This window comes from Micromonospora sp. GCM10011541, from assembly GCF_042650725.1.
Taxonomy (GTDB): Bacteria; Actinomycetota; Actinomycetes; order Mycobacteriales; family Micromonosporaceae; genus Micromonospora; species Micromonospora sicca.
The window spans coordinates 1-22,487 of sequence record NZ_JBHSBP010000025.1 but is presented as its reverse complement, the minus strand read 5'-3'; the positions used below and the strand labels follow the sequence as shown (position 1 = coordinate 22,487).

General features: G+C 71.1%; 23 protein-coding genes and 2 tRNA genes. 18 read left to right on the top strand and 7 right to left on the bottom strand.

Translation table 11 applies throughout. From position 1 onward, the window contains the following. The first annotated feature begins 16 nt into the window (after positions 1-16). Positions 17-1,900, top strand: coding sequence for a propionyl-CoA synthetase (locus ACFOYX_RS09725; protein WP_322441514.1), 1,884 nt, complete (start codon positions 17-19; stop codon positions 1,898-1,900). Positions 1,901-1,924: 24 nt separating this feature from the next. On the opposite strand, the gene ACFOYX_RS09720 is transcribed toward ACFOYX_RS09725, so the two are convergent. Then, complete coding sequence (locus tag ACFOYX_RS09720; protein ID WP_322441513.1) at positions 1,925-3,391, bottom strand: PQQ-binding-like beta-propeller repeat protein; 1,467 nt, start codon at positions 3,389-3,391, stop codon at positions 1,925-1,927. 739 nt (positions 3,392-4,130) lie between these two features. Here ACFOYX_RS09720 and ACFOYX_RS09715 point away from each other — a divergent pair. After that, positions 4,131-4,742: a hypothetical protein gene (locus tag ACFOYX_RS09715; RefSeq protein ID WP_377533895.1), complete on the top strand. Its 612-nt coding sequence runs from the start codon at positions 4,131-4,133 to the stop codon at positions 4,740-4,742. 228 nt (positions 4,743-4,970) lie between these two features. Here ACFOYX_RS09715 and ACFOYX_RS09710 read toward each other — a convergent pair whose 3' ends face one another. The 3 genes from ACFOYX_RS09710 to ACFOYX_RS09700 form a co-directional block, all read right to left on the bottom strand. Beyond that, entirely contained in the window at positions 4,971-5,384 is a 414-nt protein-coding gene (locus ACFOYX_RS09710; protein WP_377533894.1) for a hypothetical protein, read from the bottom strand. 221 nt (positions 5,385-5,605) lie between these two features. Next, positions 5,606-6,289, bottom strand: coding sequence for a 2'-5' RNA ligase family protein (locus ACFOYX_RS09705; RefSeq protein ID WP_377533893.1), 684 nt, complete (start codon positions 6,287-6,289; stop codon positions 5,606-5,608). Positions 6,290-6,301: 12 nt separating this feature from the next. Further along, a complete protein-coding gene (locus tag ACFOYX_RS09700) occupies positions 6,302-7,087 on the bottom strand; it encodes a GntR family transcriptional regulator (protein WP_377533892.1) in 786 nt (261 codons plus the stop codon). 204 nt (positions 7,088-7,291) lie between these two features. On the opposite strand from ACFOYX_RS09700, the gene ACFOYX_RS09695 reads away from it, so the two are divergent. The 9 genes from ACFOYX_RS09695 to ACFOYX_RS09655 all read left to right on the top strand — a co-directional run bounded on the left by ACFOYX_RS09695 (position 7,292) and on the right by ACFOYX_RS09655 (position 14,219). Then, positions 7,292-7,714: a hypothetical protein gene (locus ACFOYX_RS09695; protein WP_377533891.1), complete on the top strand. Its 423-nt coding sequence runs from the start codon at positions 7,292-7,294 to the stop codon at positions 7,712-7,714. A gap of 88 nt (positions 7,715-7,802) precedes the next feature. Beyond that, on the top strand, positions 7,803-8,036 hold the full coding sequence (locus ACFOYX_RS09690; RefSeq protein WP_377533890.1) for a hypothetical protein: 234 nt from the start codon (positions 7,803-7,805) through the stop codon (positions 8,034-8,036). Next, positions 8,024-8,434 carry a hypothetical protein gene (locus tag ACFOYX_RS09685; protein WP_377533889.1) on the top strand — a complete coding sequence of 137 codons (411 nt, stop codon included), beginning with the start codon at positions 8,024-8,026 and terminating at the stop codon, positions 8,432-8,434. Before ACFOYX_RS09690 ends, ACFOYX_RS09685 begins: the two co-directional genes overlap by 13 nt. A 3-nt stretch (positions 8,435-8,437) precedes the next feature. Beyond that, the gene (locus ACFOYX_RS09680) at positions 8,438-9,868 is read left to right on the top strand and encodes an FtsK/SpoIIIE domain-containing protein (RefSeq protein WP_377533888.1); all 1,431 of its coding nucleotides are present in this window, start codon (positions 8,438-8,440) and stop codon (positions 9,866-9,868) included. Further along, positions 9,865-10,500, top strand: a complete 636-nt coding sequence (locus ACFOYX_RS09675) for a DUF2637 domain-containing protein (protein ID WP_377533887.1) — start codon at positions 9,865-9,867, stop codon at positions 10,498-10,500. Before ACFOYX_RS09680 ends, ACFOYX_RS09675 begins: the two co-directional genes overlap by 4 nt. After that, positions 10,497-11,144 (top strand): GGDEF domain-containing protein, encoded by a 648-nt coding sequence (locus tag ACFOYX_RS09670; protein ID WP_377533886.1) that lies wholly within the window; start codon positions 10,497-10,499, stop codon positions 11,142-11,144. Before ACFOYX_RS09675 ends, ACFOYX_RS09670 begins: the two co-directional genes overlap by 4 nt. Further along, complete coding sequence (locus ACFOYX_RS09665) at positions 11,144-12,868, top strand: replication initiator (protein WP_377533901.1); 1,725 nt, start codon at positions 11,144-11,146, stop codon at positions 12,866-12,868. Before ACFOYX_RS09670 ends, ACFOYX_RS09665 begins: the two co-directional genes overlap by 1 nt. Then, entirely contained in the window at positions 12,865-13,083 is a 219-nt protein-coding gene (locus ACFOYX_RS09660; protein ID WP_377533885.1) for a helix-turn-helix domain-containing protein, read from the top strand. The genes ACFOYX_RS09665 and ACFOYX_RS09660 overlap by 4 nt, the downstream gene beginning before the upstream one ends. Further along, a complete protein-coding gene (locus ACFOYX_RS09655) occupies positions 13,083-14,219 on the top strand; it encodes a tyrosine-type recombinase/integrase (RefSeq protein ID WP_377533884.1) in 1,137 nt (378 codons plus the stop codon). Before ACFOYX_RS09660 ends, ACFOYX_RS09655 begins: the two co-directional genes overlap by 1 nt. Positions 14,220-14,311: 92 nt before the next feature. On the opposite strand, the gene ACFOYX_RS09650 is transcribed toward ACFOYX_RS09655, so the two are convergent. Beyond that, positions 14,312-14,385: transfer RNA gene (locus tag ACFOYX_RS09650), tRNA-Gly, on the bottom strand. Between the two features lie 283 nt (positions 14,386-14,668). Here ACFOYX_RS09650 and ACFOYX_RS09645 point away from each other — a divergent pair. The 5 genes from ACFOYX_RS09645 (at position 14,669) to clpX (ending at position 19,228) form a co-directional block, all read left to right on the top strand. Next, positions 14,669-14,742: transfer RNA gene (locus ACFOYX_RS09645), tRNA-Pro, on the top strand. Positions 14,743-14,886: 144 nt separating this feature from the next. Continuing rightward, positions 14,887-16,233, top strand: a complete 1,347-nt coding sequence (tig, locus tag ACFOYX_RS09640; RefSeq protein ID WP_322441512.1) for a trigger factor — start codon at positions 14,887-14,889, stop codon at positions 16,231-16,233. A gap of 173 nt (positions 16,234-16,406) precedes the next feature. Then, positions 16,407-17,048, top strand: a complete 642-nt coding sequence (locus ACFOYX_RS09635; RefSeq protein WP_109804298.1) for an ATP-dependent Clp protease proteolytic subunit — start codon at positions 16,407-16,409, stop codon at positions 17,046-17,048. A 10-nt stretch (positions 17,049-17,058) separates the two neighbouring features. Continuing rightward, complete coding sequence (locus tag ACFOYX_RS09630) at positions 17,059-17,721, top strand: ATP-dependent Clp protease proteolytic subunit (protein WP_109804299.1); 663 nt, start codon at positions 17,059-17,061, stop codon at positions 17,719-17,721. Positions 17,722-17,932: 211 nt separating this feature from the next. Next, positions 17,933-19,228, top strand: coding sequence for an ATP-dependent Clp protease ATP-binding subunit ClpX (gene clpX, locus ACFOYX_RS09625; protein ID WP_109804300.1), 1,296 nt, complete (start codon positions 17,933-17,935; stop codon positions 19,226-19,228). A gap of 24 nt (positions 19,229-19,252) precedes the next feature. On the opposite strand, the gene ACFOYX_RS09620 is transcribed toward clpX, so the two are convergent. Then, a complete protein-coding gene (locus ACFOYX_RS09620; RefSeq protein ID WP_322441511.1) occupies positions 19,253-19,879 on the bottom strand; it encodes an XRE family transcriptional regulator in 627 nt (208 codons plus the stop codon). 41 nt (positions 19,880-19,920) lie between these two features. Here ACFOYX_RS09620 and ACFOYX_RS09615 point away from each other — a divergent pair, with 41 nt between their 5' ends. After that, complete coding sequence (locus tag ACFOYX_RS09615; protein WP_109804304.1) at positions 19,921-20,754, top strand: EamA family transporter; 834 nt, start codon at positions 19,921-19,923, stop codon at positions 20,752-20,754. A 40-nt stretch (positions 20,755-20,794) separates the two neighbouring features. Continuing rightward, positions 20,795-21,592, top strand: a complete 798-nt coding sequence (locus ACFOYX_RS09610) for a carbon-nitrogen hydrolase family protein (protein WP_322441510.1) — start codon at positions 20,795-20,797, stop codon at positions 21,590-21,592. A 6-nt stretch (positions 21,593-21,598) separates the two neighbouring features. Here ACFOYX_RS09610 and ACFOYX_RS09605 read toward each other — a convergent pair whose 3' ends face one another. Next, positions 21,599-21,826, bottom strand: a complete 228-nt coding sequence (locus ACFOYX_RS09605) for a hypothetical protein (RefSeq protein ID WP_322441509.1) — start codon at positions 21,824-21,826, stop codon at positions 21,599-21,601. Positions 21,827-22,487 lie beyond the last annotated feature (661 nt).

Sequence of the window (22,487 nt, the reverse complement as noted above, 5' to 3'; positions counted from 1 at the left end):
GGCGCAGCATGGGGCCATGGGCGCGTATCGATCAGCGTACGAGCGGAGCATCGCCGACCCGGCCGGCTTCTGGCGGGACGCGGCGGCGGACATCGACTGGTTCCGGGCGCCGGAGCGGATCCTCGACGACGGCGCGGCGCCGCTGTACCGCTGGTTCCCGGACGGGGTGCTGAACACCTGCCACAACGCGCTGGACCGGCACGTGGCGGCCGGCCTCGGCGACCAGCCCGCGCTGATCCAAGACAGCCCGGTCACCGGCACGGTACGCACCTACAGCTACGCGGAGCTGCTGGCGGCGACCGCCCGGTTCGCCGGGGCGCTGCGCCGGCTCGGCGTCGGCCGGGGCGACCGGGTGCTGCTCTACCTCGCCATGGTGCCGGAGGCGGTGATCGCGATGCTGGCCTGCGCCCGGCTCGGCGCGGTCCACTCGGTGGTCTTCGGCGGCTTCGCCGCGCACGAGCTGGCGGTCCGCATCGACGACGCCCGGCCGAAGGTGGTGGTCGCCACCTCCTGCGGCATCGAGGTGGACCGGGTCGTCGACTACCACCCGATCCTCACCGCCGCGCTGGACGAGGCGACGCACGCCCCCACGCACTGCGTGATCGTCCAACGGCCGCAGCGGCCCGCCCCGCTCCTCCCCGGCCGGGACCTGACCTGGGACGAGGTCATGGCGGACGCCGAGCCGGTGGACTGCGTGCCGGTCAACGCGACCGACCCGCTCTACATCCTCTACACCTCCGGCACGACCGGCCGCCCCAAGGGCGTGGTGCGGGACAACGGCGGGCACGCCGTCGCGCTGCGCTGGTCGATGCGGAACGTCTACGACATCGGGCCGGGCGAGGTCTTCTGGGCCGCCTCCGACGTCGGCTGGGTGGTCGGCCACTCCTACATCGTGTACGCGCCGCTGCTCACCGGCGCGACCACCGTGCTGTACGAGGGCAAGCCGGTCGGCACCCCCGACGCGGGCGCGTTCTGGCGGGTGGTCGCCCAGCACCGGGTGGCCGCGTTGTTCACCGCGCCCACGGCGATCCGGGCGATCCGCCGGCAGGACCCGGACGCCGCGCTGATCTCCGGGTACGACCTGAGCAGCCTCCGTACCCTCTTCCTGGCCGGCGAGCGGCTCGACCCGGACACCTGGGCCTGGGCGGGGGAGCACCTCGGCGTGCCGGTGGTGGACAACTGGTGGCAGACCGAGACGGGCTGGCCGGTCGCGGCGAACCCGCGCGGCCTGCAGCCGCTGCCCATCAAGCCCGGCTCCCCGTCGGTGCCGGTGCCCGGGTACGACGTCCGGGTGGTCGACGGCACCGGCCGAGAGGTCCCGCCCGACACGGACGGCTCGATCGTGATCCGGCTGCCCCTGCCGCCCGGCTGCCTGCCCACCCTGTGGGGCGACGACGAGCGGTACGTCCGCTCCTACCTGTCCACCTTCCCCGGCCACTACCTGACGGGCGACGGCGGGCGGTTCGACGCCGACGGCTACCTCTACGTGATGGGCCGCACCGACGATGTGATCAACGTGGCCGGGCACCGGCTCTCCACCGGGGCGATGGAGGAGGTGCTGGCCGGCCACCCGGCGGTCGCCGAGTGCGCCGTGATCGGGGTCGCGGACGCCCTCAAGGGTCAGGTTCCCAGCGGGTACGTGGTGCTCAAGGCCGGCGCCGAGGTGGACCCGGACGCCCTCGCCGGCGAGCTGGTCGCCCTGGTCCGCCAGCGGATCGGCCCGGTGGCCGCGTTCCGTCGGGTGACCGTGGTGCCGGCGCTGCCGAAGACCCGCTCCGGCAAGATCCTCCGCCGGACCATGCGCGGGCTGGTCGAGGGGCGGGACGAGCCGGTCCCCGCGACCATCGACGACCCGGCCACCCTGGCGGTCTTCCGCGGCCTCGGCACCGGGGCTGACTGATCCGCGCTGGCCGGAGGCCTGCGGTCAGCCGGCGGCGAAGCGGTGCAGCACGAAGTCCTTCGCCGAGCCGCAGGCGATCACCTCGGTGTTCCACGAGCAGGACTCGCCGCGCACGTCCTTGAGCTGGCCCAGCTCGACGACCCGGCCGGACTCGGCGCCCACCCCGGCGACGCTGCGGTCGTCCTCGCTGCTGCCCAGCGGCTCGGCGAAGACGAGCAGGTTGCCCGCGTCAACCCGGACCGCCACCCCGTCCCGCGCGTCCAGCACCCGCTGCCCGTCCGGCCCGAAGAGGGTGACCGCCGGATCCGGGTAGGTCCGCCGGGCCAGCACCCGCTCGCCGAGCGGCACCAACAGGTCGGCGCCGGGGGCGGACCAGCGCTCCGCCTTCTTCCCCTCGGCCGCGGCCACCACCGCGGCGGTCGCCGGGTCGGCGTCGGCCACCTCCAGCAGGCAGGCCCGGTGCTCGCCGCACGGCACCAGCCCCTTGGGCCGGTGCCGGTCGTCCGGCGCCCGGTAGAGCACCGTCGGCTCCGCCGAACTCCCCAGGTCGTACGCGAGTAGTTGGAACCCGCCGTCGTCGTTCGCCACGTACAGCCCGTCCGAGTGCGCGACGACCAGGTCGTCCGGCTCCGCGACGTTGGTGCGTCGGCGCAGCACCGCGCCGGTGGCCATGTCGATCAGGCGGACGGAACGGTCCGACGACACCTGCACGATCCGCCGGACCTCGCCCTGCCAGGGATCCCGGGCGCCGCCGCCGGCGAAGCCCGGCCCGGCCAGGCCCTCCTCGCTGGTCACCAGGTGGACGCTGGTGCGCGAGTTGCCGTACTGGTCGCGCGGGTCGGCGTGGCTCCACTTCTCCGTACCGTCGCTCACCCGCAGGCCGACCAGCCGGTGTCCGTCCCGGTCGGCCAGCACCATCACGTCCGTGCCGAAGAAGAACTCGTCGTCGCCGTGCACCGGGTGGTGCCACCGCTGGCGGCCGGAGCCCACGTCGAGGACCTCCAGCTCACGAGGGGTGCTGGTGCCGGCGGCGTCCGCGACGAGGGCCACCGCGTCGGGCAGGGCGACGATCCGGTCCCACTGTTCGGCGGGCGCCGCGCTCTGCCGGCGCCACAGCTCCTTGCCGGTGCCCGCGTCGACGGCGACCACCTCCAGCCGGTCGTCGTCCCGCGGGTACGCCAGATAGGCGCGGTCGCCCAGCGTGGCGGTGAACATGTCGCTGGGCCGGTCCGCGCCGGCCGGGATCCGCGTGCCCTTGTCGAACGCCTGGAAGTCCAGCTCCGGGTGCCGGTCCCGGGTCAGGTAGAGAACCGCCGCGGTGGCCACACCGGCGAGGGCCGCCACCGCGCCGATCGAGATCCAGAGCGCCCGGCGCCGGCCCCCGCGCGCGGTCGGGGCCGCCGACCCGGGTACGTCCGGCGCGTCGCCCGCGGGCGTCCCGTGCGGCCACGGTGCGGCCGGCGCCGCTCCGCTCGGTGCTCCGGGCGGCATTGGAGCGGGGGACCCGGGCCAGGGCTCCGGGCCGCCGGCGGCGGAGATGACCGGCGCGGATGGCGGCTGCGGCGCGGGGCCGATCGGGGCGGCGGGGACCGTGGCCGCGGAAAGGCCTCGCCCGGGTGGCGCCTGCGGCGCGGGCCCGGCCGGAGCGGCGGCGGGGACCGTGCCCGCGGGGCCGAGCGGCAGGGCCCCGGCGGGGCCGGCAAGCGGTGTGGCCGGCGCCCCGGCGCCAAGAAGCTGCGGGGTCGGGCCGTCCGGCCCCGCATCGTACGCAGCCCGCACCGCCGCGCCCGACCATGGTCGATGCATGCGCAAACGGGTGCGTCACCTGGACGAGGGCCCTGCGCGCCTTCCGTCGAAGCGGGCCGGCAACGGCCTGGTGCTCCAGCGGGACTGACGGGCGGATGGCACGGCCGGCCCGAGCAGCGGACATGAAAGTGGCCCAGGTCGGGCACTCGTCCGACCTGGGCCATCTGCGTGAGCGGGCGACGGGAATCGAACCCGCACCGTCAGTTTGGAAGAGCGTGCTCAAGCGGTCGTGATGCCCGGAACGCCTGCGGGCGGCGGCCGGCCCGGTCGCCTCTCGTGCCCGCTCGTGCCCGCTCCGCACCACGGTTACTGGCCCACGGATGGCCCATGCCGGCCTTGGGGGTTGGAAGAAGATTACGGACGGCTGGTCGCCTGGTGATCGCATGGTTCACTATCGCGCATGACGTGGCGAAGGACCGGGCTGGTGTTGGCGGTCATCCTGGCGGTGGTGGCCTTCGTTGGCTGGCGCTGGTGGCACAACCGCCCGCCGTACGGCCCGGAAGCGCTGGCCATCAAGTCCTCACTTCAGTTCGTCGGCCACGAGGAGGCTCAGGCCGCGCTCGGCGACAAGGTAAACGCCCCGGTGTCCGACGGACGCGACCAGCTGGTGCTCGGGCAGGTTTCATGGCAGACCCCGCCCAAGCCACTCGATGGCGGATACTTCGCGATCTTTCTCGTCGACAAGCGCACCAACCTCAAGCCGGGAAGCTTCAGCGCGTCGTCGCCAATGCAGGAGGCCGTCGGCCTCGGGAGCGCCGGAGTCGACAACAAGATCGCCGAACGCTATTCCTGGCTACAGGGCGCAGGCGACGTCAGAGAGGGAAACAGCTGGACGAGCTACGGCTCCAGACTGGCCGTGTCCGACGGGGACGCTTCGCCGCTAACGTTCGTTGCGGCCTTTCCGTATGTGGAGGGGCCGCTACGGGCGGTGGTCCACGTGCCCACTGCCCCGGTTGCGATTTCGGACCTGCTGTTGGCCCTGGCCTATATGGGGCCGGACGGGCAGGTGTACTGGGCGCAACGGCTCCAAGGGTAGATAGCGGATCTCCTCGTCGGGCAGTCGTAGACCGTCCAGCCTCCCCGGACGGGGACAAGGTGGAGCGCCTCACCAGCCGAACGACCTTGGCCCCGTCCGGGGAGGCTGGTAGCCCTTGTGGTGCCCGACGAGGGGATCCGCCCCGGCTGATCTCTGAGGAGGGTCGGGGTTCGGGGCGGAGCCCCGAGGTCTTCTAAGCGTGTGTGAGACGGAGTCCGAGTCCGACGCTCAGCCGAAGCACCGAACGGTTACGGCGATGTCGGGAGCAGGGTCGTAGTCCTCCGGGTGGATGACCCCTAGCTCGACCCGCCTTCGGTCCGAGCGCACGGGGTCGTCCTGCTGCCCGGACAGGCAGCTGGGATAGCCCCCGAGGTGCCGACCACCGTTCGCATCGATCCAGTACTCACCAACGACGGAGTAAGACCTGGTCGGCTCGTCGCCGTCGGCGTCAAACCAGATTGTGCTGGTTTCCTGGTTCGACCAGGTCACCGTGCCTGTGATTCGTTTGGGCGTCACGGTGTGGTCGGGTAGCAGCCGTCCGAGCGCGAAGCCGGTCACTAGCGCCAGCGCGACGAGCAGGGCGAGCTGTAGGCGCCGGGGATGCTGCCCGATCAAGCGTCGGATGGAACTCCACTGCGACATGCGGCGTACGGTACCGACTCCCATAGGAGGGCCAACTCCTGCAACCGTCCGCCCGAGACCTGGCCGTTTAGAGATCAACCGGCTAGGAGTACCTTTTCGAACGCGCAGTAGGTGCTGCTCGTCCCCAAGCGTGGCCGGCCAGCCCGGCCGATGCCGGCCGGAGGTCGCCAGCAGGCCGGGGCCGGGCCGGCGCGGCCCGCTTCGCGGGCCGCCTTGATCCTCTAAGAGGCTAATTCGGCAGTTCGCTCAGCCAGCGACTCCTGGAGCGGTAGCCGGGCCACCACGGACCACTCGTACATTCGGCGGTCGCGGTGCATCTCGATCAGGTCGACGTGGCTGATCCGAACGGCGGCGGGCTCGGGCTCGATGGCCTCGACGGCCCGGATGTAAGGCTCCGCCGGCCCATCTGCCGTCAGGTAGGCGACGCTCACGTGTGGCCGGTACCGGCGGGGATCCTCGGGGACCTGGTCCTCACCCACGACGCGACCAATGGCGATCCGGGTAGCGGCGCGTAGCTGCTGGACGGCCCGGGCGGGCGCCGCTGGCATGGCGATGGCTTCGTCTGCCACGACGATCTCACCGAACTCGACGTCGACCGCGGGCAGGTGGGCGAGCTGCACGCCTGCTTCCGTGATGATCGCGGACAACGTCTCGTCGGTGATCTCATCGGTGAACCCGATCCCCTGCATGGTCAAGTGCAGCCACTCGTCTGGAATGAGGGTTACGGGCGGCGCGAAGCTCAACGCCGACCGGTAGCGGTCAGCCAGGCGGTTCAGGTCCGGCTGGTCTTCAAAGGTGGCGTGGAAGGCGTAGAAGCGACGGCCGACACGCCAGCCGGGCCGCCACCACCAGTGGTCGTGGACCTGCTCGGCGTGCCGCCCTGGTGCCAGGTCAGCGAGTGACACGGCTTTCTCCTGTCAGACCTCGGACGGCGCTTCCGGCTCGATCGCCGTTGGCTCTACCTCGTACTCGTCGATGACCATGATTCGGTCGGCGGGCCAGACGGACTCTGACACTTCGAGGATCGTGCCGTCTTCGGCTCGGGCGACGTGGATAACGTGCATGACTGGGGCACCCAGGGGCAAGGTGAGCGCGGCGGCTTCCTCGGCCGTTGGTAGCCGGGCAACCCATTGGTCGCGGGCCGTGCTGTAGCGCTTGCCGCTCAGATCCTCGACGCAAAGGAACAGGCCCTTGGGGACGACGGTGGGTTCTTCGAGGAAGGTGCCGCCGGCAATCTCCATGGGGATGTAGCTGGCACCGATCTCCTCGGGCCTACCGGTCTCTCGGTCGAAGAGGTGGCGACGCCGGACGACTGCAGCGGTGCCAGGCTCGGCGCCCATCACCTCGGCGATATGCGCGGGTAGTGGTGCGCGTCCAGCGAAGACGATCTCGTGCCGGAGGTGGGAGGTGAGCAGCCGCTGATCCTTGCGCGCTCGCCCGTAACGATCGCGGGAGCGCCGTTGTAGCCGCCGGCTTTCCCGCACGAACGTGCCGATGCCGTGTCGGGACTCGATCAGTCCTTCGGCGCGAAGTACGCCGATGGCGTTCCTCAGCGTGATCGGGCTTACCCGGAAGCGCTCTGCGAGAGCTGTCTCAGCGGGGAGCCGGTTGTCCGGCTTGAACTTGCCCTCGCGGACTTCCCTGCGTAGCTGGGCCGCGATCTGCAAGTACTTGGGTGCTTTAGCACCGAGATCTTCTGACATGTCTGCCCCGTCCTGGGCCTTGTCCTATGGAGGTCTACCCCTCTTGAACACGGTACCGCCGACCCCGTCTGCACAATTTGAAACCTTGGTCCTATAGAGGAGTTGAGGACAGGGCTAGCGACCCGTATGGTCCTCTATAGGTCTCAAGGACCGAAGCCAAGAGCCGGCAGAGGGTCGGCGGCGAGCAATCGAGAGGACGGGGCGATGTCGATCCCCAACGCGATCAAGGTTCCGGTTCCGTTCGACTACGTCTTCCCGCACGGTGCGCTGTGCCTTGGTGTGGAGCCGGTGACGGACTTCGACAAGCGCGGCCAGGGTGACGACCAGGCGCGCGACAAGGACACCGGCGAGCGGCTGTGGGTGGTCAAGGTCCTGGACCTGGACCCGGAGGCCGGGAAGTTCGGCGGGTCGAAGGAGGTCAAGGTGAAGATCGCCGCCCCGGTCCAGCCGGTGCCGCCGGCGTCGGCGGTGCCGGGCTACCCGCCGGCGGTGGAGTTCTCCGACGTGACGCTCACGCCGTACGTCGACAGCCAGCGGTGCAAGGCCACGGGGAAGTGCCGGGCGCGTCAGGCGTGGTCGATCCGCGCCGGTGCCATGTCCGCCGCCGCCGTGAAGCAGGCGGCCTGACCACATCTGGACGCGCGGGGCGGGCCTCCTCCGCCAAGACGATTCCCGCCCCGCGTCTCCCCTTGATCTCCCTGAAAGGAGTGGGTTGATGCCCACCGTATCGAACGCTGCCCGGGTGACCGTCGCGCAGATCGCGGCGGTGTCGGCGGCGATGCCGTCGAGCGTGCTGGACGAGAAGGCGTGGGCTGGCTGGCAGGACCAGCTCGCGGACTTGTGGGAGCGGATCGCCGCTGAGGGCGGCCCCGGCGCGAAGCAGGCCGCGGCGCGTGCGGCGAGTGCTCGGGCTGAGGCGGTCAGGGTGCGGGCCGGGTGGTCGCAGTGAAGACCCACCGCCGCACCGTGATGCGCCTGGCCGGCCCTGGTATCCGGGCCGCCCGCGACGTCTACACCACCATTCCCGCCGACGCCGTGCGCGTCGCCGCCCTGGTCGAGATCTCCGCTGCCGCCGCAGCCCTGGCGCGGACGGTGGTGAAGTTGCGCCACCTCGACCCCGATTTGATCGCCCCGCACGTCTCCGATCGGGTCGACCTGCGGGCGGTGCTGGGCCGTGGCCGGTGGCTGCCGACCATGACCCGCCACGTCCCCGCCCCACTGTCCGGACCGGTCGACCTGGCCGCCCTCGCCCCGGTCCGCCCCGTGCGCCGCCGGGTGATTCGCCGTCGTCCCGGCTCCCCTGGGCAGGCGTCGCTGTTCGCCGCTGCGACGGTCGGGGAGGGCTGACCGATGCCGCTGGTGAACGTGATCCGGGGTGATCGGATCGACCCTGCCCCGATCAACGTGCGTACCCCGTTCATCCGGGTGCCGATGTGGCTGGCCTTGACCTGGTGGACGTTGAAGGGCCTCGGCCGCCTGGTCGTGGTCCTGGTGCGCTTCTGGTACGTCACCGCCCCGGCCGTAGTCTTCGGCTGGCTGTACCTGCGCTTCGGCTGGGCGGGTCCGGTCGGCCTGGTCGCCGCCGTCGCGACTGTATCGGCCGGTTGGTGGTTCGGTCACCGGGACTCGTTCCTGCGGTTCGGGTGGTGGCCGGTGCTGTCCCGCTACCGACGGATGGTCTACCGCCGCAACTGGCACGCCGCGATGGTCACCGCCCGCCTCGCAGTCTCCTTCGACCGGCACACCGTCCTGCCCATCCTCAAGGCCGTCCGCTGCGGCGCGGGCGTCGACGTGGTGACAGTGCGGATGGTCACCGGCCAGATCCCCGACGACTTCGCCAAGGTGGCCGAGCGCCTCGCCCACACCTTCGGCGTCCGCCAGGTCAAGGCCGCCCCCGGCCCGCGCACGGACCTGGTGCTCCTGGCCCTGTTCCGCGGTGACCCCCTCGCCAAGGTTGTCCGGCCCCTGCCGGTGCCGGCCGTGCCCGAGTTCACCGCCCTCCCGGTCGGCCGTCAGGAAGACGGCGACGGCTACCCGCTGCGCCTGTTCGGCACTCAGGTCCTGGTCGTGGGCGCCACCGGGTCGGGCAAGGGTTCCGTCATCTGGTCCGTGGTCCGCTCCCTCGCCGCCGGGTTCACCTCCGGCCTGGTGCAGCTCTGGGGCCTTGACCCCAAGGGCGGCATGGAACTCGGCATCGGCGCGCCGATGTTCACCCGGTTCGCCTGCACCGACTACGCCGCCATGGCCGGGCTGATCGAGGAAGCCGCCACCGTGGCCCGCGACCGGGCGAGCAAGCTGCGCGGGCGCACGCGCCAGCACACCCCGACGCCGGATGAGCCGCTGATCGTCCTGGTGATCGATGAGCTGGCGAACCTGACCGCCTACCTCACCGACCGCCAGCTCAAGGACCGGATAAAGGCCGCACTGTCCATCCTGCTGTCCCAGGGCCGCGCCGTCGGCGTCCACGTCGTCGCCGCGATCCAGGACCCCCGCAAGGAAGTCCTGCCGTTCCGCGACCTGTTCCCCACCCGCATCGGTCTGCGGCTCGCGGAAGCCGCGCAGGTCGACCTGGTGCTCGGCGACGGGATGCGGGACCGGGGCGCGCTGTGCGACCGCATCCCGCAGAGCCTGCCGGGTGTCGGGTTCGTGGTCATTGACGGTGACCCGACCCCGATGCGGGTCCGCTTCTCCTACCTGACCGACGACGAGATCCGCGACATGGCCCAGACCTACGGCCGGCTGCGCGTGATCGACGGCGAGATTCTGGAAGGTGCCGCATGAAGCCCCACCCGACCACCACCCGCGCTGATCGGATCGACGGCCTGGTTCTCGTCGTCATCCTGCTCATCGTCGCCGGCTTCGCGGGCGCCGCCTCCTTCACCCACGTCAAGGACTGGACCCTCGACAACAGCCCGGCCGGCACCGGGGAGTGGTTCGGCTGGGCCAACGCCGTCATCTCCGAACTGATCCCCACCGCCGCGCTACTCACCATCCGCCGCCGTCGCCGCACCGGCGGGCCGATCGGCTACCCGATGTTCCTGCTTGTCGCCGCCGTTGCTCTCTCCCTCGCCGCGCAGCTCGCCGTCGCCAAGCCCGGCCTGTCCGGGTGGCTGCTGTCCGCCGTCCCCGCGTTGGCGTTCATCGGGCTGTCCAAGCTGGTCCTCACCACCGGTCCCACCCCGGCCCCGACCCCGGCTGCGCCGGTCAAGGAAGCCACCTCGCCGGCCCGGCCGGTGGAGCCGACCGCCCCGCCCGTCCGGCAGGCTTCGTCGCCGGTCGCCTCGCCGGTCGTCCCTGAGCCGGTCGCCCTGGTCCCGGTCGAGCCTGTCCGCCCGGGTGCGGTCGCCCCGGTGTCGCCGGCCGCGTTCACCCGCCGCAACGGCACCCCGCTGGTCGGGGAGGTGACCCGATGAGCGACGCCATCGCCTCCGGGCTGCTCCTGGTCGCAGCTGTGGCGCTGATCTGCTGGGACCGGTACTGCCTCTACGTCGCCCGCTACGAGCTGGCCGCGCTGCAACGCGCCGCTCTACGCGACCCGCTGACCGGCCTCGCCAACCGCGCCGGCCTTGCCCAAGCCTGGGAGCAGCTCGCCCCCGTCCGGCCGTGGGCGGTCGTGGTCGACCTGGACGGCTTCAAGCCGGTCAACGACACCCACGGCCACGCCGCCGGAGACATCGTGCTGACCGCCGTCGCCGCCCGCCTCCGCACGGTCCACGGGGTCGCCGCCCGGCTCGGTGGGGATGAGTTCGCCGCCCTGGTCTGCGACCCCGAGCCGCCCGCCGCCGCCCGCCACCTCGCCGCCGCGATCGCCGCCCCGGTCCGGCTGCCCTCCGGCGTCGCGGTGTCGGTGACGGCCAGCATCGGCCTCGCCCCCGCCGGGCCGGCCGGCCTCGCCGCCGGTCTCGCGGATGCTGACGCCGCGATGTACCGGGCCAAGACCACCCGGACCGGCGTCGCGGTGTTCGATCCGCGCCGCGACGACCACGCCACCGCCGACACCCGCCCCACCGTCCGGGTCCGCGACCTCGCCCCCGCTACTGCGGAGGTGGGCCGATGATCATCACCCCGACGCTGCCCGGCCTCACCCCCGCCACCACCGAGGGGCCGAGGCCGGGCTCCCGGGCCGCTCGGATGCTCATGCCCCGCTCTGTCGACGTGGTGAAGGATCTGGCCGCTGACTACGGGGTCTGCACCCGTCCTGTCTCCCTGCGGCGGACCGACCTGGACTCGGGCCGGACCGAGGTCATCGACATGCCGTGCGGCGCCACCCAGGAAGCCAAGTGCCCGGCCTGCGCCAAGCGGGCTCGGCGGCTGCGGCAGCAGCAGATCCGGGAGGGCTGGCACCGCGACGACGAACCCGACCCCGGCCCGCAACCCGCCACGGACGCGCAACGCGGGCTGATCGTCGCCCGCGCGCATCTCGAGTTCGCCCGCGACGAAGCCGCCCGGTCGTCGCAGTGGGATCAGGTCGCCGACCTGGACGAGGCCATCGCGGAACTGGAAGCCCAGATCACTACCGAAGGACTCCGCGGTCGACCCGCACCCCCGCACACCACCGACGACCAGGAGGAGAGTGACGGCAAGCGACGGGTCCGGTCGACCAAACGCCGGCAGGACGCCCCCGACCTGCCCCGCCTCCCCGTCGACAACCGCACGGTCGGCCGCACATATGAGGGGCACGGCGGGCAGGTGTTTCGGCCGTCGATGTTCCTCACCCTCACCCTCGGCTCCTACGGGCGCGTCCACTCCGACGGCACCCCCGTCGACCCGGACACCTACGACTACCGGCGGGCCGCGTGGGATGCCGTGCACTTCCCCCGGCTGCTCGACCGGTTCTGGCAGAACCTCCGCCGGGCGGTCGGCTGGAATGTCCAATACGCGGGCGCGGTCGAGCCGCAACGTCGTCTTGCCCCGCATGCCCATTTCGCCATCCGGGGCACCATTCCTCGGGCGCTGGTGCGGCAGGTCGCCGCCGCCACCTACCACCAGGTGTGGTGGCCGTCCGTCGACCAGCGGGTCTACGAACCGGGACGGGCGCCGCAGTGGGACGCCGACGCCGCCGGCTACACCGACCCGGTCACCGGGCGGCTGCTGCCGTCGTGGGATGACGCCCTGGACCTGGTCGACGGCGACCCCGACGCTGAGCCGGTGCACGTCGTCCGCTTCGGCGTGCAGGTCGACGCCAAGGGCGTCCTCGCCGGCACCAAGGACGCCGACCGGTGCGTCGGCTACATCACCAAGTACCTCACCAAGCAGGCCGCCGACTGCCATGAGGTCACCACTGGCCGGCAGCGGGCGCATCTGGAACGGCTGTGGTTGGAGCTGCGGCACACGCCATGTTCGGAGCGGTGCGCCAACTGGCTGCTCTACGGCGTCCAACCGAAGAAGGCCCGGCCCGGGTTGAAGCCGGGGAACTGCAAGAACAAGGTCCACAAACGGCAAACCCTCGGCATCGGCGGCCGCCGCGTCCTCATCTCCCGGCAGTGGTCCGGCAAGACCCTGACCGACCACCGCGCCGACCGGAAGGAGTGGGTCAGGGCGCTCCTGGGCGTCACCACCGGCGCCGACACGGCTCCGGCTGGCGGGGAGCAGCGGCACGCGTGGGAACTCGCCAAGCCGACTGATCCGGACGTGCCGCCCCTCGGCCACCGGGTCCTGCGGGCGATCTCCGAACGCATCCAATGGCGGGCACAGCTCGCCGCCGCGGGACGGGCCGCCGACCCGCCCGGTGTTTCGGCAACTGATCAGTGCCTGACGACTGGAGAGGAGCCTCGACGGTGACGGATGACCTGCTGACCGCTGGTGAGGTGGCGGCTCGCCTCCGCGCTACACCTCGCTTCGTGCGCCGGCTGGTGGCTGAGCGGCGGATCGCGTACGTCAAGGTCGGCCGCTTCGTCAGGTTCGAACCTGACGCCGTGGACGCCTACATCGAGGCCAACCGGGTTGTGCCGATGAGCCGGGCGCAGTTGCGGCCGCAGTTCGCGGAGGTGGCCTGATGCCGGCGCGGGGTGGCCGGCGCCGGTTCGGCAATGTGCGGCAGCGGTCGTCGGGTCGCTGGCAGGCCCGCTACGTCGGCCCGGACGGCCTGACCCGGACTGCGCCGCACACCTTCGCCACCGAGAAGCAGGCGGAGAAGTGGCTCACCCTGGTCGAGTCGGAGATCATCCGGGGGGAGTGGGTTGCGCCGGAAGCGGGCGAGATCGAGCTCTCGGCGTACGGGCGGCGGTGGATCGCTGAGCGCAAGCTTGCTCCAAGGACGCGGCAGGGCTACGAATTCCTGTTCGCACGGCAGGTCGTTCCGTATCTCGGGCACCTGATGTTGGGCGGGATCAAGCCGGCGACCATCCGGGCGTGGCGCAAGAAGCTCCTGGATGCGGGCGTGCCGGAGCCTCAGGCGGTCAAGGCGTACGCGCTGCTGCGGGCCATCCTCAACACGGCGGTGCGCGAGGACGAGATCATTCGGCAGAATCCCTGCCGGATCAAGGGCTTCGACCAGTACCACACCCCAGAGCGACCTACGGCCACGATCGCCCAGGTCTACGCCCTGGCCGACGCGATGCCTGCTCGGTTCTCGGCGCTCGTCGTGGTCGCGGCGCTTTCGGCTCTGCGGTGGGGCGAGCTGGTCGCCCTACGCCGCCGGGACCTCGACCTCGACTCTGGGACGGTCCGGGTCACGCGCAAGCTCGCCGCGCTGCGGAGTCACCTGGAATTCGGGCCGCCCAAGTCGGCTGCCGGGGTCCGGGTCGTCGCCGTGCCGGCCGCTGCCGTGGAGGCGCTGCGGGCGCATCTGGCCGAGTTCACCGCCGCCGATGCTGACGCCCTGGTCTTCACCGGCGACAAGGGCGCGCTGCTGCGGTCCGGCAACTTCGGCCGGGCGGTCAAGTGGACGCGGACGGTCGCAGCGCTGGGGCTGCCCGGCTTCCACTTCCATGACCTGCGGCACACCGGCAACACCCTCGCCGCAGCCTCTGGCGCGAGCACTCGCGAGCTCATGCAGCGAATGGGGCACGCGAGCATGCGGGCGGCGTTGATCTACCAGCACGCGACCAGCGAGCGGGACCGTGAGATCGCCTCGGCCATGGATCGGCGGATCGCCCGGCAGGCCCGGCGCAATGGCGGCCAGAGCAGCTAGTGGCCCACGGATGGCCCGCAAGATCGAAGCGGGGGAGTGGTCGACTTGACCAGGATCGGGGGATACAGCCTCTGACCTGGGCCGGAGGCTGGTGGAGCGGGCGACGGGAATCGAACCCGCACCGTCAGTTTGGAAGACTGAAGCTCTGCCATTGAGCTACGCCCGCGAGCGCCCCGCGGTGACGAGACGCGCCGACAGCCTACCCAATACCCGTCCCGCCCGCGCAGCGCCGTACCGCCCGTACCGCCGCCGAAGCGCCCGGCGCCCTGCCGAGATCCGCACGACCTGCGGCAGACAGCGGCCTCCCGGCGCTCGGAGACCACCGTTTCCCGCCTGTTGCCGCGGTGGGCGGCGAGGCCCGCCCGTCGGGAGCCCCGTGACCGGGGCGGCGGGTCGATGCGGCCCCGGGACGTCCGGTGGGCGCCGACGGCATACACTTCTCGTCGCCACGGGGTGTGGCGCAGCTTGGTAGCGCACTCGCTTTGGGAGCGAGGGGCCGTGGGTTCAAATCCCGCCACCCCGACTGTCGTCCGCGGCCGGGTCGCCCGGGAACCGCCGATTTTTCCGCGCGGTACCCGGGCGCTGCCGAGGCAGACTGCCGGCTCGCCTACACTCGATGCGCGCAAACACGCCCAGATTCAACTGAGATCCGTCAAGGAGTACGCCTGTGAAGAGCACCGTCGAGACTCTGAGCCCGACGCGCGTGCGGCTCGCCATCGAGGTGCCGTTCGTCGAGCTCGAGCCGAGCCTCAGGAAGGCGTACCGGGAGATCGGTTCGCAGGTGCAGGTGCCCGGCTTCCGCCGGGGCAAGGTGCCGGCCGCCGTGATCGACCAGCGGGTGGGCCGCGGCACCGTCCTCAACGAGGCGGTGCAGGAGGCCATCCCGCAGAACATCCTCGCCGCGGTCCGCGAGCACGACCTGAAGACCCTGGGTCGCCCGGAGGTCGAGATCACCGAGTTCAACGACGGTGACTCGCTGAACTTCACCGCCGAGGTGGACGTCCGTCCGGAGATCACCCTGCCGGACCCGGCCACCATCGAGGTGACCGTGGACGAGATCCAGGTCGACGACAGCGAGATCGACGAGCAGGTCAAGGGTCTGCGGGAGCGGTTCGCCACGCTGAAGACCGTGGAGCGGGCCGCCCAGGAGGGCGACTACGTCCAGATCGACCTGAACGCCACCGTCGACGGCGAGGACGTGCCGGGCGGTTCGGCGAGCAACATCTCGCACGAGGTCGGCAGCAAGCAGCTCCTGCCGGGCCTGGACGAGGCCCTGGTCGGCCTCGCCGCCGGCGACAGCACCACCTTCTCCACGCAGCTCGTGGGCGGCGACTTCGCCGGCCGGGACGCCGAGGTGGCGGTGACCGTGCGCACGGTCAAGGAGAAGGAGCTGCCGGAGCTGGACGACGACTTCGCTCAGATGGCGAGCGAGTTCGACACCATCGAGGAGCTGCGGAACGACCTGCGTGAGCGGGTCACCCGGGGCAAGCAGGTCGAGCAGATCTACGCGGCTCGCGACAAGGCCCTCGAGCAGATGGTCGCCGCCGCCGAGGTGCCGGCCCCGGAGGGGGTCGTCCGCGAGGAGGTCGAGAGCCGCAAGGCCGCCATGGTCGACCAGCTCGAGCGGATCGGCGCCTCCCTGGAGGAGTACCTCGCCGCCGAGGAGAAGACCGAGGAGCAGATCGACGCCGAGCTGACCGAGGCGGCGACCGACGGGGTCAAGATTCAGCTCCTGCTGGACACCCTGGCCGACGCCGAGGACGTCCAGGTCTCCGACGACGAGTTCGGTCACGAGATCGTCCACCGCGCCCAGCGCGCCGGGATGGCCCCGCAGCAGTACTACGACCAGCTGGTCCGCTCCGGCGCCGCCACGGCCGTCTTCGGCGACGTCCGTCGCGGCAAGGCGCTCGCCTCGGTGATGGAGAAGATCAAGATCAAGGACTCGGCCGGCAACGAGGTCACCCTCGACGCGCTGCGGGCCGCGAACGAGGCCGAGCACGACCACCAGCACTGATCGACCGGGTTGGCCGCCGTCCGCTGCGTTCGCGGTGGGCGGCGGCCGAAACCCTTTCCGGGGTACGTCTTCAGGACAACTGCGCTGAGAGCGAACAGTGCCCCGACCGGGAGTACGCCCCCCGGCTGAGCGGTTAGTGTCGGGTAGGACGGTACGGAGAGCGAAGGGCTGCCATGACCGACATGCACATCCCAGCGAAGCCGCTCCGGGCGATCGAGGCCCGCGGTGGCGACACCATTGGCAACCTCGACGACTCGGTCTACAACCGGTTGCTCAAGGAGCGGATCGTGTTCCTGGGCAGCGAGGTGACCGACCAGGTCGCCAACCGCATCTGCGCGCAGCTGCTGCTGCTCGCGGCGGAGGACCCGGACCGCGACATCAACCTCTGGATCAACTCGCCGGGTGGCTCGGTCTACTCCGGCATGGCGATCTACGACACCATGCAGTTCATCGACAACGACGTGTCGACCGTGGCGATGGGCATGGCGGCCTCCATGGGCCAGCTGCTGCTCTGCGCGGGCACCAAGGGCAAGCGGTACGCCCTCCCGCACGCGCGGATCATGATGCACCAGCCGTCCGGTGGCCTCGGCGGCACCGCGTCGGACATCGCGATCCAGGCCGAGCAGATGCTCTACACCAAGCGGATGTTCCAGGATCGGGTCGCCTTCCACACCGGCCAGAGTCAGTCGCAGATCGAGGCGGACTCGGACCGGGACCGCTGGTTCACCGCCCAGGAGGCCCTGGACTACGGCTTCATCGACAAGGTGATCATCGGGGCCGCCCAGGTTCCGGATGGCGCCGGGACCCTGAGCTGAGGAGCTGACGATGACCGATCTGAGCCTGCCGCCCCAGTTCGCGGCCGTGCACAACCGTTACGTGCTCCCCTCGTTCGTGGAGCGCACGTCGTACGGGGTCAAGGAGTCGAACCCGTACAACAAGCTTTTCGAGGACCGGATCATCTTCCTCGGCGTCCAGGTGGACGACGCGTCGGCCAACGACGTGATGGCCCAGCTGCTGACGCTCGAGGGCACCGACCCGGACCGCGACATCATCATGTACATCAACTCGCCGGGTGGTTCGTTCACCGCGATGACGGCGATCTACGACACCATGCAGTACGTCCGGCCGGACATCCAGACGGTGTGCCTGGGCCAGGCGGCGAGCGCGGCGGCGGTGCTGCTGTCCGCCGGCACCGCGGGCAAGCGGATGGCGCTGCCCAACTCCCGGATCATCATCCACCAGCCGGCCACCGAGGGCGGCTACGGTCAGGGCTCGGACATCGAGATCCAGGCCCGGGAGATCCTGCGGATGCGGACCCAGCTGGAGGACATGCTCTCCCGGCACTGCAACCGCCCGATCGAGCAGGTCCGCAAGGACATCGACCGGGACAAGATCATGACGGCCGAGGAGTCCAAGGAGTACGGGCTGGTCGACACGATTCTCACCAGCCGCAAGAAGGGCCTGCTGGCGGCGCACGCCAGCAGCTGAGCACCACCGGGTCGGAGGTCGGCCGTGGACTGAGTTCCCGGCCGACCTCTGACACACCCGTTTTGGGGGTCGGAGAAACCTCCGCCAGCGGGTAACGTCGGGTCTGTACCGCTTCGCTGGGTCGGACCGGCGGGGCTACACAGACGGACGGGCGCGCGGCGCCCGCAGGTCAGGGCCGGCGTTCCGGCCGACGAGTGCAGGGAGAACGTAGGTGGCACGGATCGGTGACGGCGGCGACCTACTGAAGTGCTCCTTCTGCGGCAAGTCGCAGAAGCAGGTCAAGAAGTTGATCGCGGGCCCCGGGGTCTACATCTGTGACGAGTGCATCGATCTCTGCAACGAGATCATCGAGGAGGAGCTGGCCGAGTCCGGCGAGGTGAAGTGGGAAGAGCTTCCCAAGCCGATGGAGATCTGCCAGTTCCTCGACAACTACGTGGTCGGCCAGGACCAGGCCAAGAAGGCGCTCGCGGTCGCGGTCTACAACCACTACAAGCGGATCCAGGCCGAGGCGGCCGGCGCGCCGGGTTCCGGCAGCGACGCCGTCGAGCTGGCCAAGTCGAACATCCTCCTGCTCGGCCCCACCGGCTGCGGCAAGACCCACCTGGCGCAGACCCTCGCGCGGATGCTCAACGTCCCGTTCGCGATCGCCGACGCCACCGCGCTCACCGAGGCGGGCTACGTCGGCGAGGACGTGGAGAACATCCTCCTCAAGCTGATCCAGGCCGCGGACTACGACATCAAGCGCGCCGAGACCGGGATCATCTACATCGACGAGGTCGACAAGATCGCCCGCAAGTCGGAGAACCCGTCGATCACCCGGGACGTCTCGGGCGAGGGCGTCCAGCAGGCGCTGCTGAAGATGCTCGAGGGCACGGTCGCCAACGTGCCGCCGCAGGGCGGGCGGAAGCACCCGCACCAGGAGTTCATCCAGATCGACACCACCAACGTGCTGTTCATCTGCGGTGGCGCCTTCGCGGGGCTGGACCAGATCATCGAGGCCCGGACGGGTTCCGGCGGCACCGGCTTCGGCGCCCGGCTCCGGTCGGTCTCCGAGCGGTCGACCGACGACATCTTCAGCCAGGTCATGCCGGAGGACATGCTCAAGTTCGGGCTGATCCCGGAGTTCATCGGCCGGCTCCCGGTGATCACCAACGTGCGCAGCCTCGACCGCAGCGCGCTGGTGCGGATCCTGACCGAGCCGCGCAACGCCCTGGTCCGGCAGTACCAGCGCCTCTTCGAGTTGGACGGCGTCGAGCTGGAGTTCGAGCCCCCGGCGCTGGAGGCCATCGCCGATCAGGCGATGCTCCGCGGCACCGGTGCCCGCGGCCTCCGGGCGATCATGGAAGAGGTCCTGCTCTCCGTGATGTACGAGGTGCCGAGCAACCCGGACGCCGCCCGCGTGCTGATCACCCGCGAGGTGGTTCTGGAGAACGTCAATCCGACGATCGTGCCCCGCGAGTTCACCGGTCGCCGGGCTCGTCGGGACCGCGAGGAGAAGTCCGCCTGATCTCCGTACCGACCGCGCCCGGGGTCATTCCGGGCGCGGTCGGCGTGAGCGGGTCCGCCGGTCCCATTCGCCCGACGGGGTGACGACCACCATCACCAGCCGCGCCGGCTCGTCGCCGGCGTTGCGGTAGCCGTGCTTCCGGTCGGCGTGGAACTCGATCGTCTCCCCGGCCCGTACGACGTGCGCGACGCCGTCGACCACGACCGTCGCCGTGCCGGTCAGGACGTGCAGCACCTCCCGTGTGCCGCGGGGGTGGTCGGGGGAGTGGTGGGTCTCGCCGGGCTGCAGCCGCCAGTCCCAGAGTTCGACCAGGTCCGGCTCGCCCAGGCCGCTGAGCAGTTGGGCGGCTCCGCCGTGCTCGCCCCGCCAGAGCACCGGCGCCTCGCCGGCGGCGGTGATCCGCACGGTTCTCTCCTCGGCCGGCTCGAGGAGGTGGGCGATGTTGACTCCGAAGGCGTCCGCGACCCGGCAGAGGGTGCCGATGCTCGGGTTGGTCCGGGCCCCTTCGATCTGCACGAGCATGCCCTTGCTGACCCCGGACCGTCCCGCCAGTTCCTCGAAGGACCAGCCGCGCGCGGCGCGCAGTTCGCGGACCTGCCGCGCGACGGCGGAGGTCACCGCGCTCACCCGCCCGGCACTGGCGTCGGTCATCACACTATCCTTCGCGGTTAATATTGTGGTACGACATCTGGATGTTCCCCATTGTGCTCGCAGCGGTGTCCGCGGTCGCGTTCGGCACGGCCGACTTCTCCGGCGGAAAGGCGTCCCGCCGCGCCGACCCGATCGCCGTCACGGTGGTCTCGCAGCTGCTGAGCGTCCCCCTGCTGCTCGCGCTGGTACTGGTGGTGCCCGGCACGCCGCACCGCCTCGACCTGGCCTGGGGCCTGCTCGCCGGGGTGGCCGGCGCCGCCGGCGTGGTCCTGCTCTACCGCGCCCTCGCCGGCGGGATGATGGCGGTCGTCGCGCCGATCACCGCGATCACGGCTGCCCTGGTGCCGATCATCGCCGGACTGGTCACCGCCCACTCGCCCGGCACCCTCGCGCTCTGCGGCGCCGGCCTCGCCGTGTTGGCCATCGCCCTGGTCAGCCTCGGGGAGGGCGGCGTCTCCGGGGCGGTGTCACCGCGCGTAGTGGGCATGGCCCTCGGCGCCGGCACGCTGTTCGGCGTCTTCTTCGCCCTCCTCGGCCAGGCCGACGAGGACGCCGGCATGTGGCCCGTCCTGGCGGTACGGGTCAGCTCGATCGGCTTCGGACTCGCGCTGGCCGCGCGGAGTGGGGTGAGCCTGCGGCTCGGGCCCCGGGTGCTCGGCTGGGCGGCGGCGGCCGGCCTGCTGGACTCCGCGGCGAACGCGCTCTACCTGGCGGCGGCGAGCCGTGGCCACCTGAGCATCGTGGCGGCGATCGCCGCGCTGTACCCCGCCAGCACCGTGCTCCTCGCGCTCGCCGTGGACCGGGAGCGGCTCCGGCCTGCGCAGGTCGCCGGTCTGGGGTTCGCCGCCGGCGCGCTGGTCCTGGCGAGCCTCTGAGCCCTGTCGTCGATCGCCGCCCGTCCGTACGCTGAACCCCATGCGCGTCGCCGTCTGCCAGCTCAACGCCCGCGACGACCGGGCGGCGAACCTCGCCGCCGCCGAGGCCCTGCTGGCCCGGGCCGCGGCGGCCGGCGCCGACCTCGCCGTCCTCCCCGAGTACGTGGACTACCTGGGCCCGGCGAAGGGCATGCCGGAGCCCGAGCCGGTGGACGGCGTGGTGGGGGAGTTCTTCGCCGCCGTGGCTCGCCGGCTCGGCATCTGGGTGGTCGCCGGTTCCTTCCACGAGGCGGGTCCCGATCCGGAGCACACCTGGAACACGTCGCTGGTCTTCGACCGCACGGGTGCCCTCGCCGCCAGCTACCGGAAGATCCATCTGTACGACGTGGAGATCCCGGGCCGGGTGTCGTACCTGGAGTCGGCGACGGTGGCACCGGGGGAGCAACCCGTGGTGGTCGACGTCGAGGGCCTGCGGGTGGGCCTGTCGATCTGCTACGACCTGCGCTTCCCGGAGCTGTACCGGCAGCTCGCGACCGAGGGCGGCGCGCAACTCCTCGTCGTCCCCGCGGCGTTCATGATGCACACCGGGCGGGACCACTGGGAGGTCCTGCTGCGCGCCCGGGCGATCGAGAACCAGTGTTTCGTCGCGGCCGCCGGCCAGACCGGTGACCACGAGCCGGGACGGACCTGTTTCGGGCGCAGCATGGTGGTGGACCCGTGGGGGACGGTGCTGAGCCAGGTGCCGGACGGGCCGGGGCTCGCCGTCAGCGACCTGGACCTGGACCGGCTACGGACGATCAGGGCAGAGTTGCCGAGCCTCGCGAACCGGCGGCTCTGAGGGCGGTCAGCTCTCCAGGAGTACTCCGACGACGGTGAAGCCGGCGATCGCCGCGGCGGTGATGAGCAGGGCGGTCGTCATCCGGGAGGGGCCCCGTCGGGCGAGCCGCCCGAGCGACACCAGGACGACGAAGAGCACGAACGCGCCGATGACCAACTGCCAGAAGGGCAGCAGGAGCCCGAGCAGCGCTTCCTCGGCGAGCGGAGCCATCGGGCGACCTGACACGTCATCCATGCCAGACACTCTGGCACGGCGGGACCGCCGGCGGATGCCTGCTGCGGGGTTGTCTACCCGGCCGACGGCTCGGCGGCGCCGTTACGAAGATCCACTGACGGCCGTTGATTTGCCTTCTCCCGGGCGTTCACGTAACTTTCTCTCTGTCAGCGGGGAACGGACGAAACGGGCGAAAGTCCGAAGGCCGGAACCGCGGGAATGGCTCCAGGGTCTGTCGGGTTGTGACCTGACACGAGCCTGGACCGGGCGGGGCGGGTGACTCCGGAAGACACGGGGTTGCGATCGCGAAGCCGACCGGGTAGAGTTCGAAAGCCGGCAGGGAGCCGGGCGGGTGGCCGCGAGAGCGGTGATCGGCCGGTCTGCCGCTTCCCACGACAGAAGCGACCGCCGGATACGGCGTGCGTCAGCGTGGATCGGGCCGAACCAAGTTGATCACCTCGGATACGAGGTTGACAGCGAAGATCGGGCCGGGTAAGTTAGAGAGGTTGCCCCGGATGGGGGTCCTACTGGGTAGGGCTTCTGGATGGTGTGTGGTTGTTCTTTGAGAACTCAACAGGGTGCTTGATAAGCCAGTGCCAAATTGATTTATACCCCGGACCTGGCAGTTCTCCTTTGGGGGGATTGTTGGTTGGGATTCCTTTGGCAACACTTTTTGTTGCCG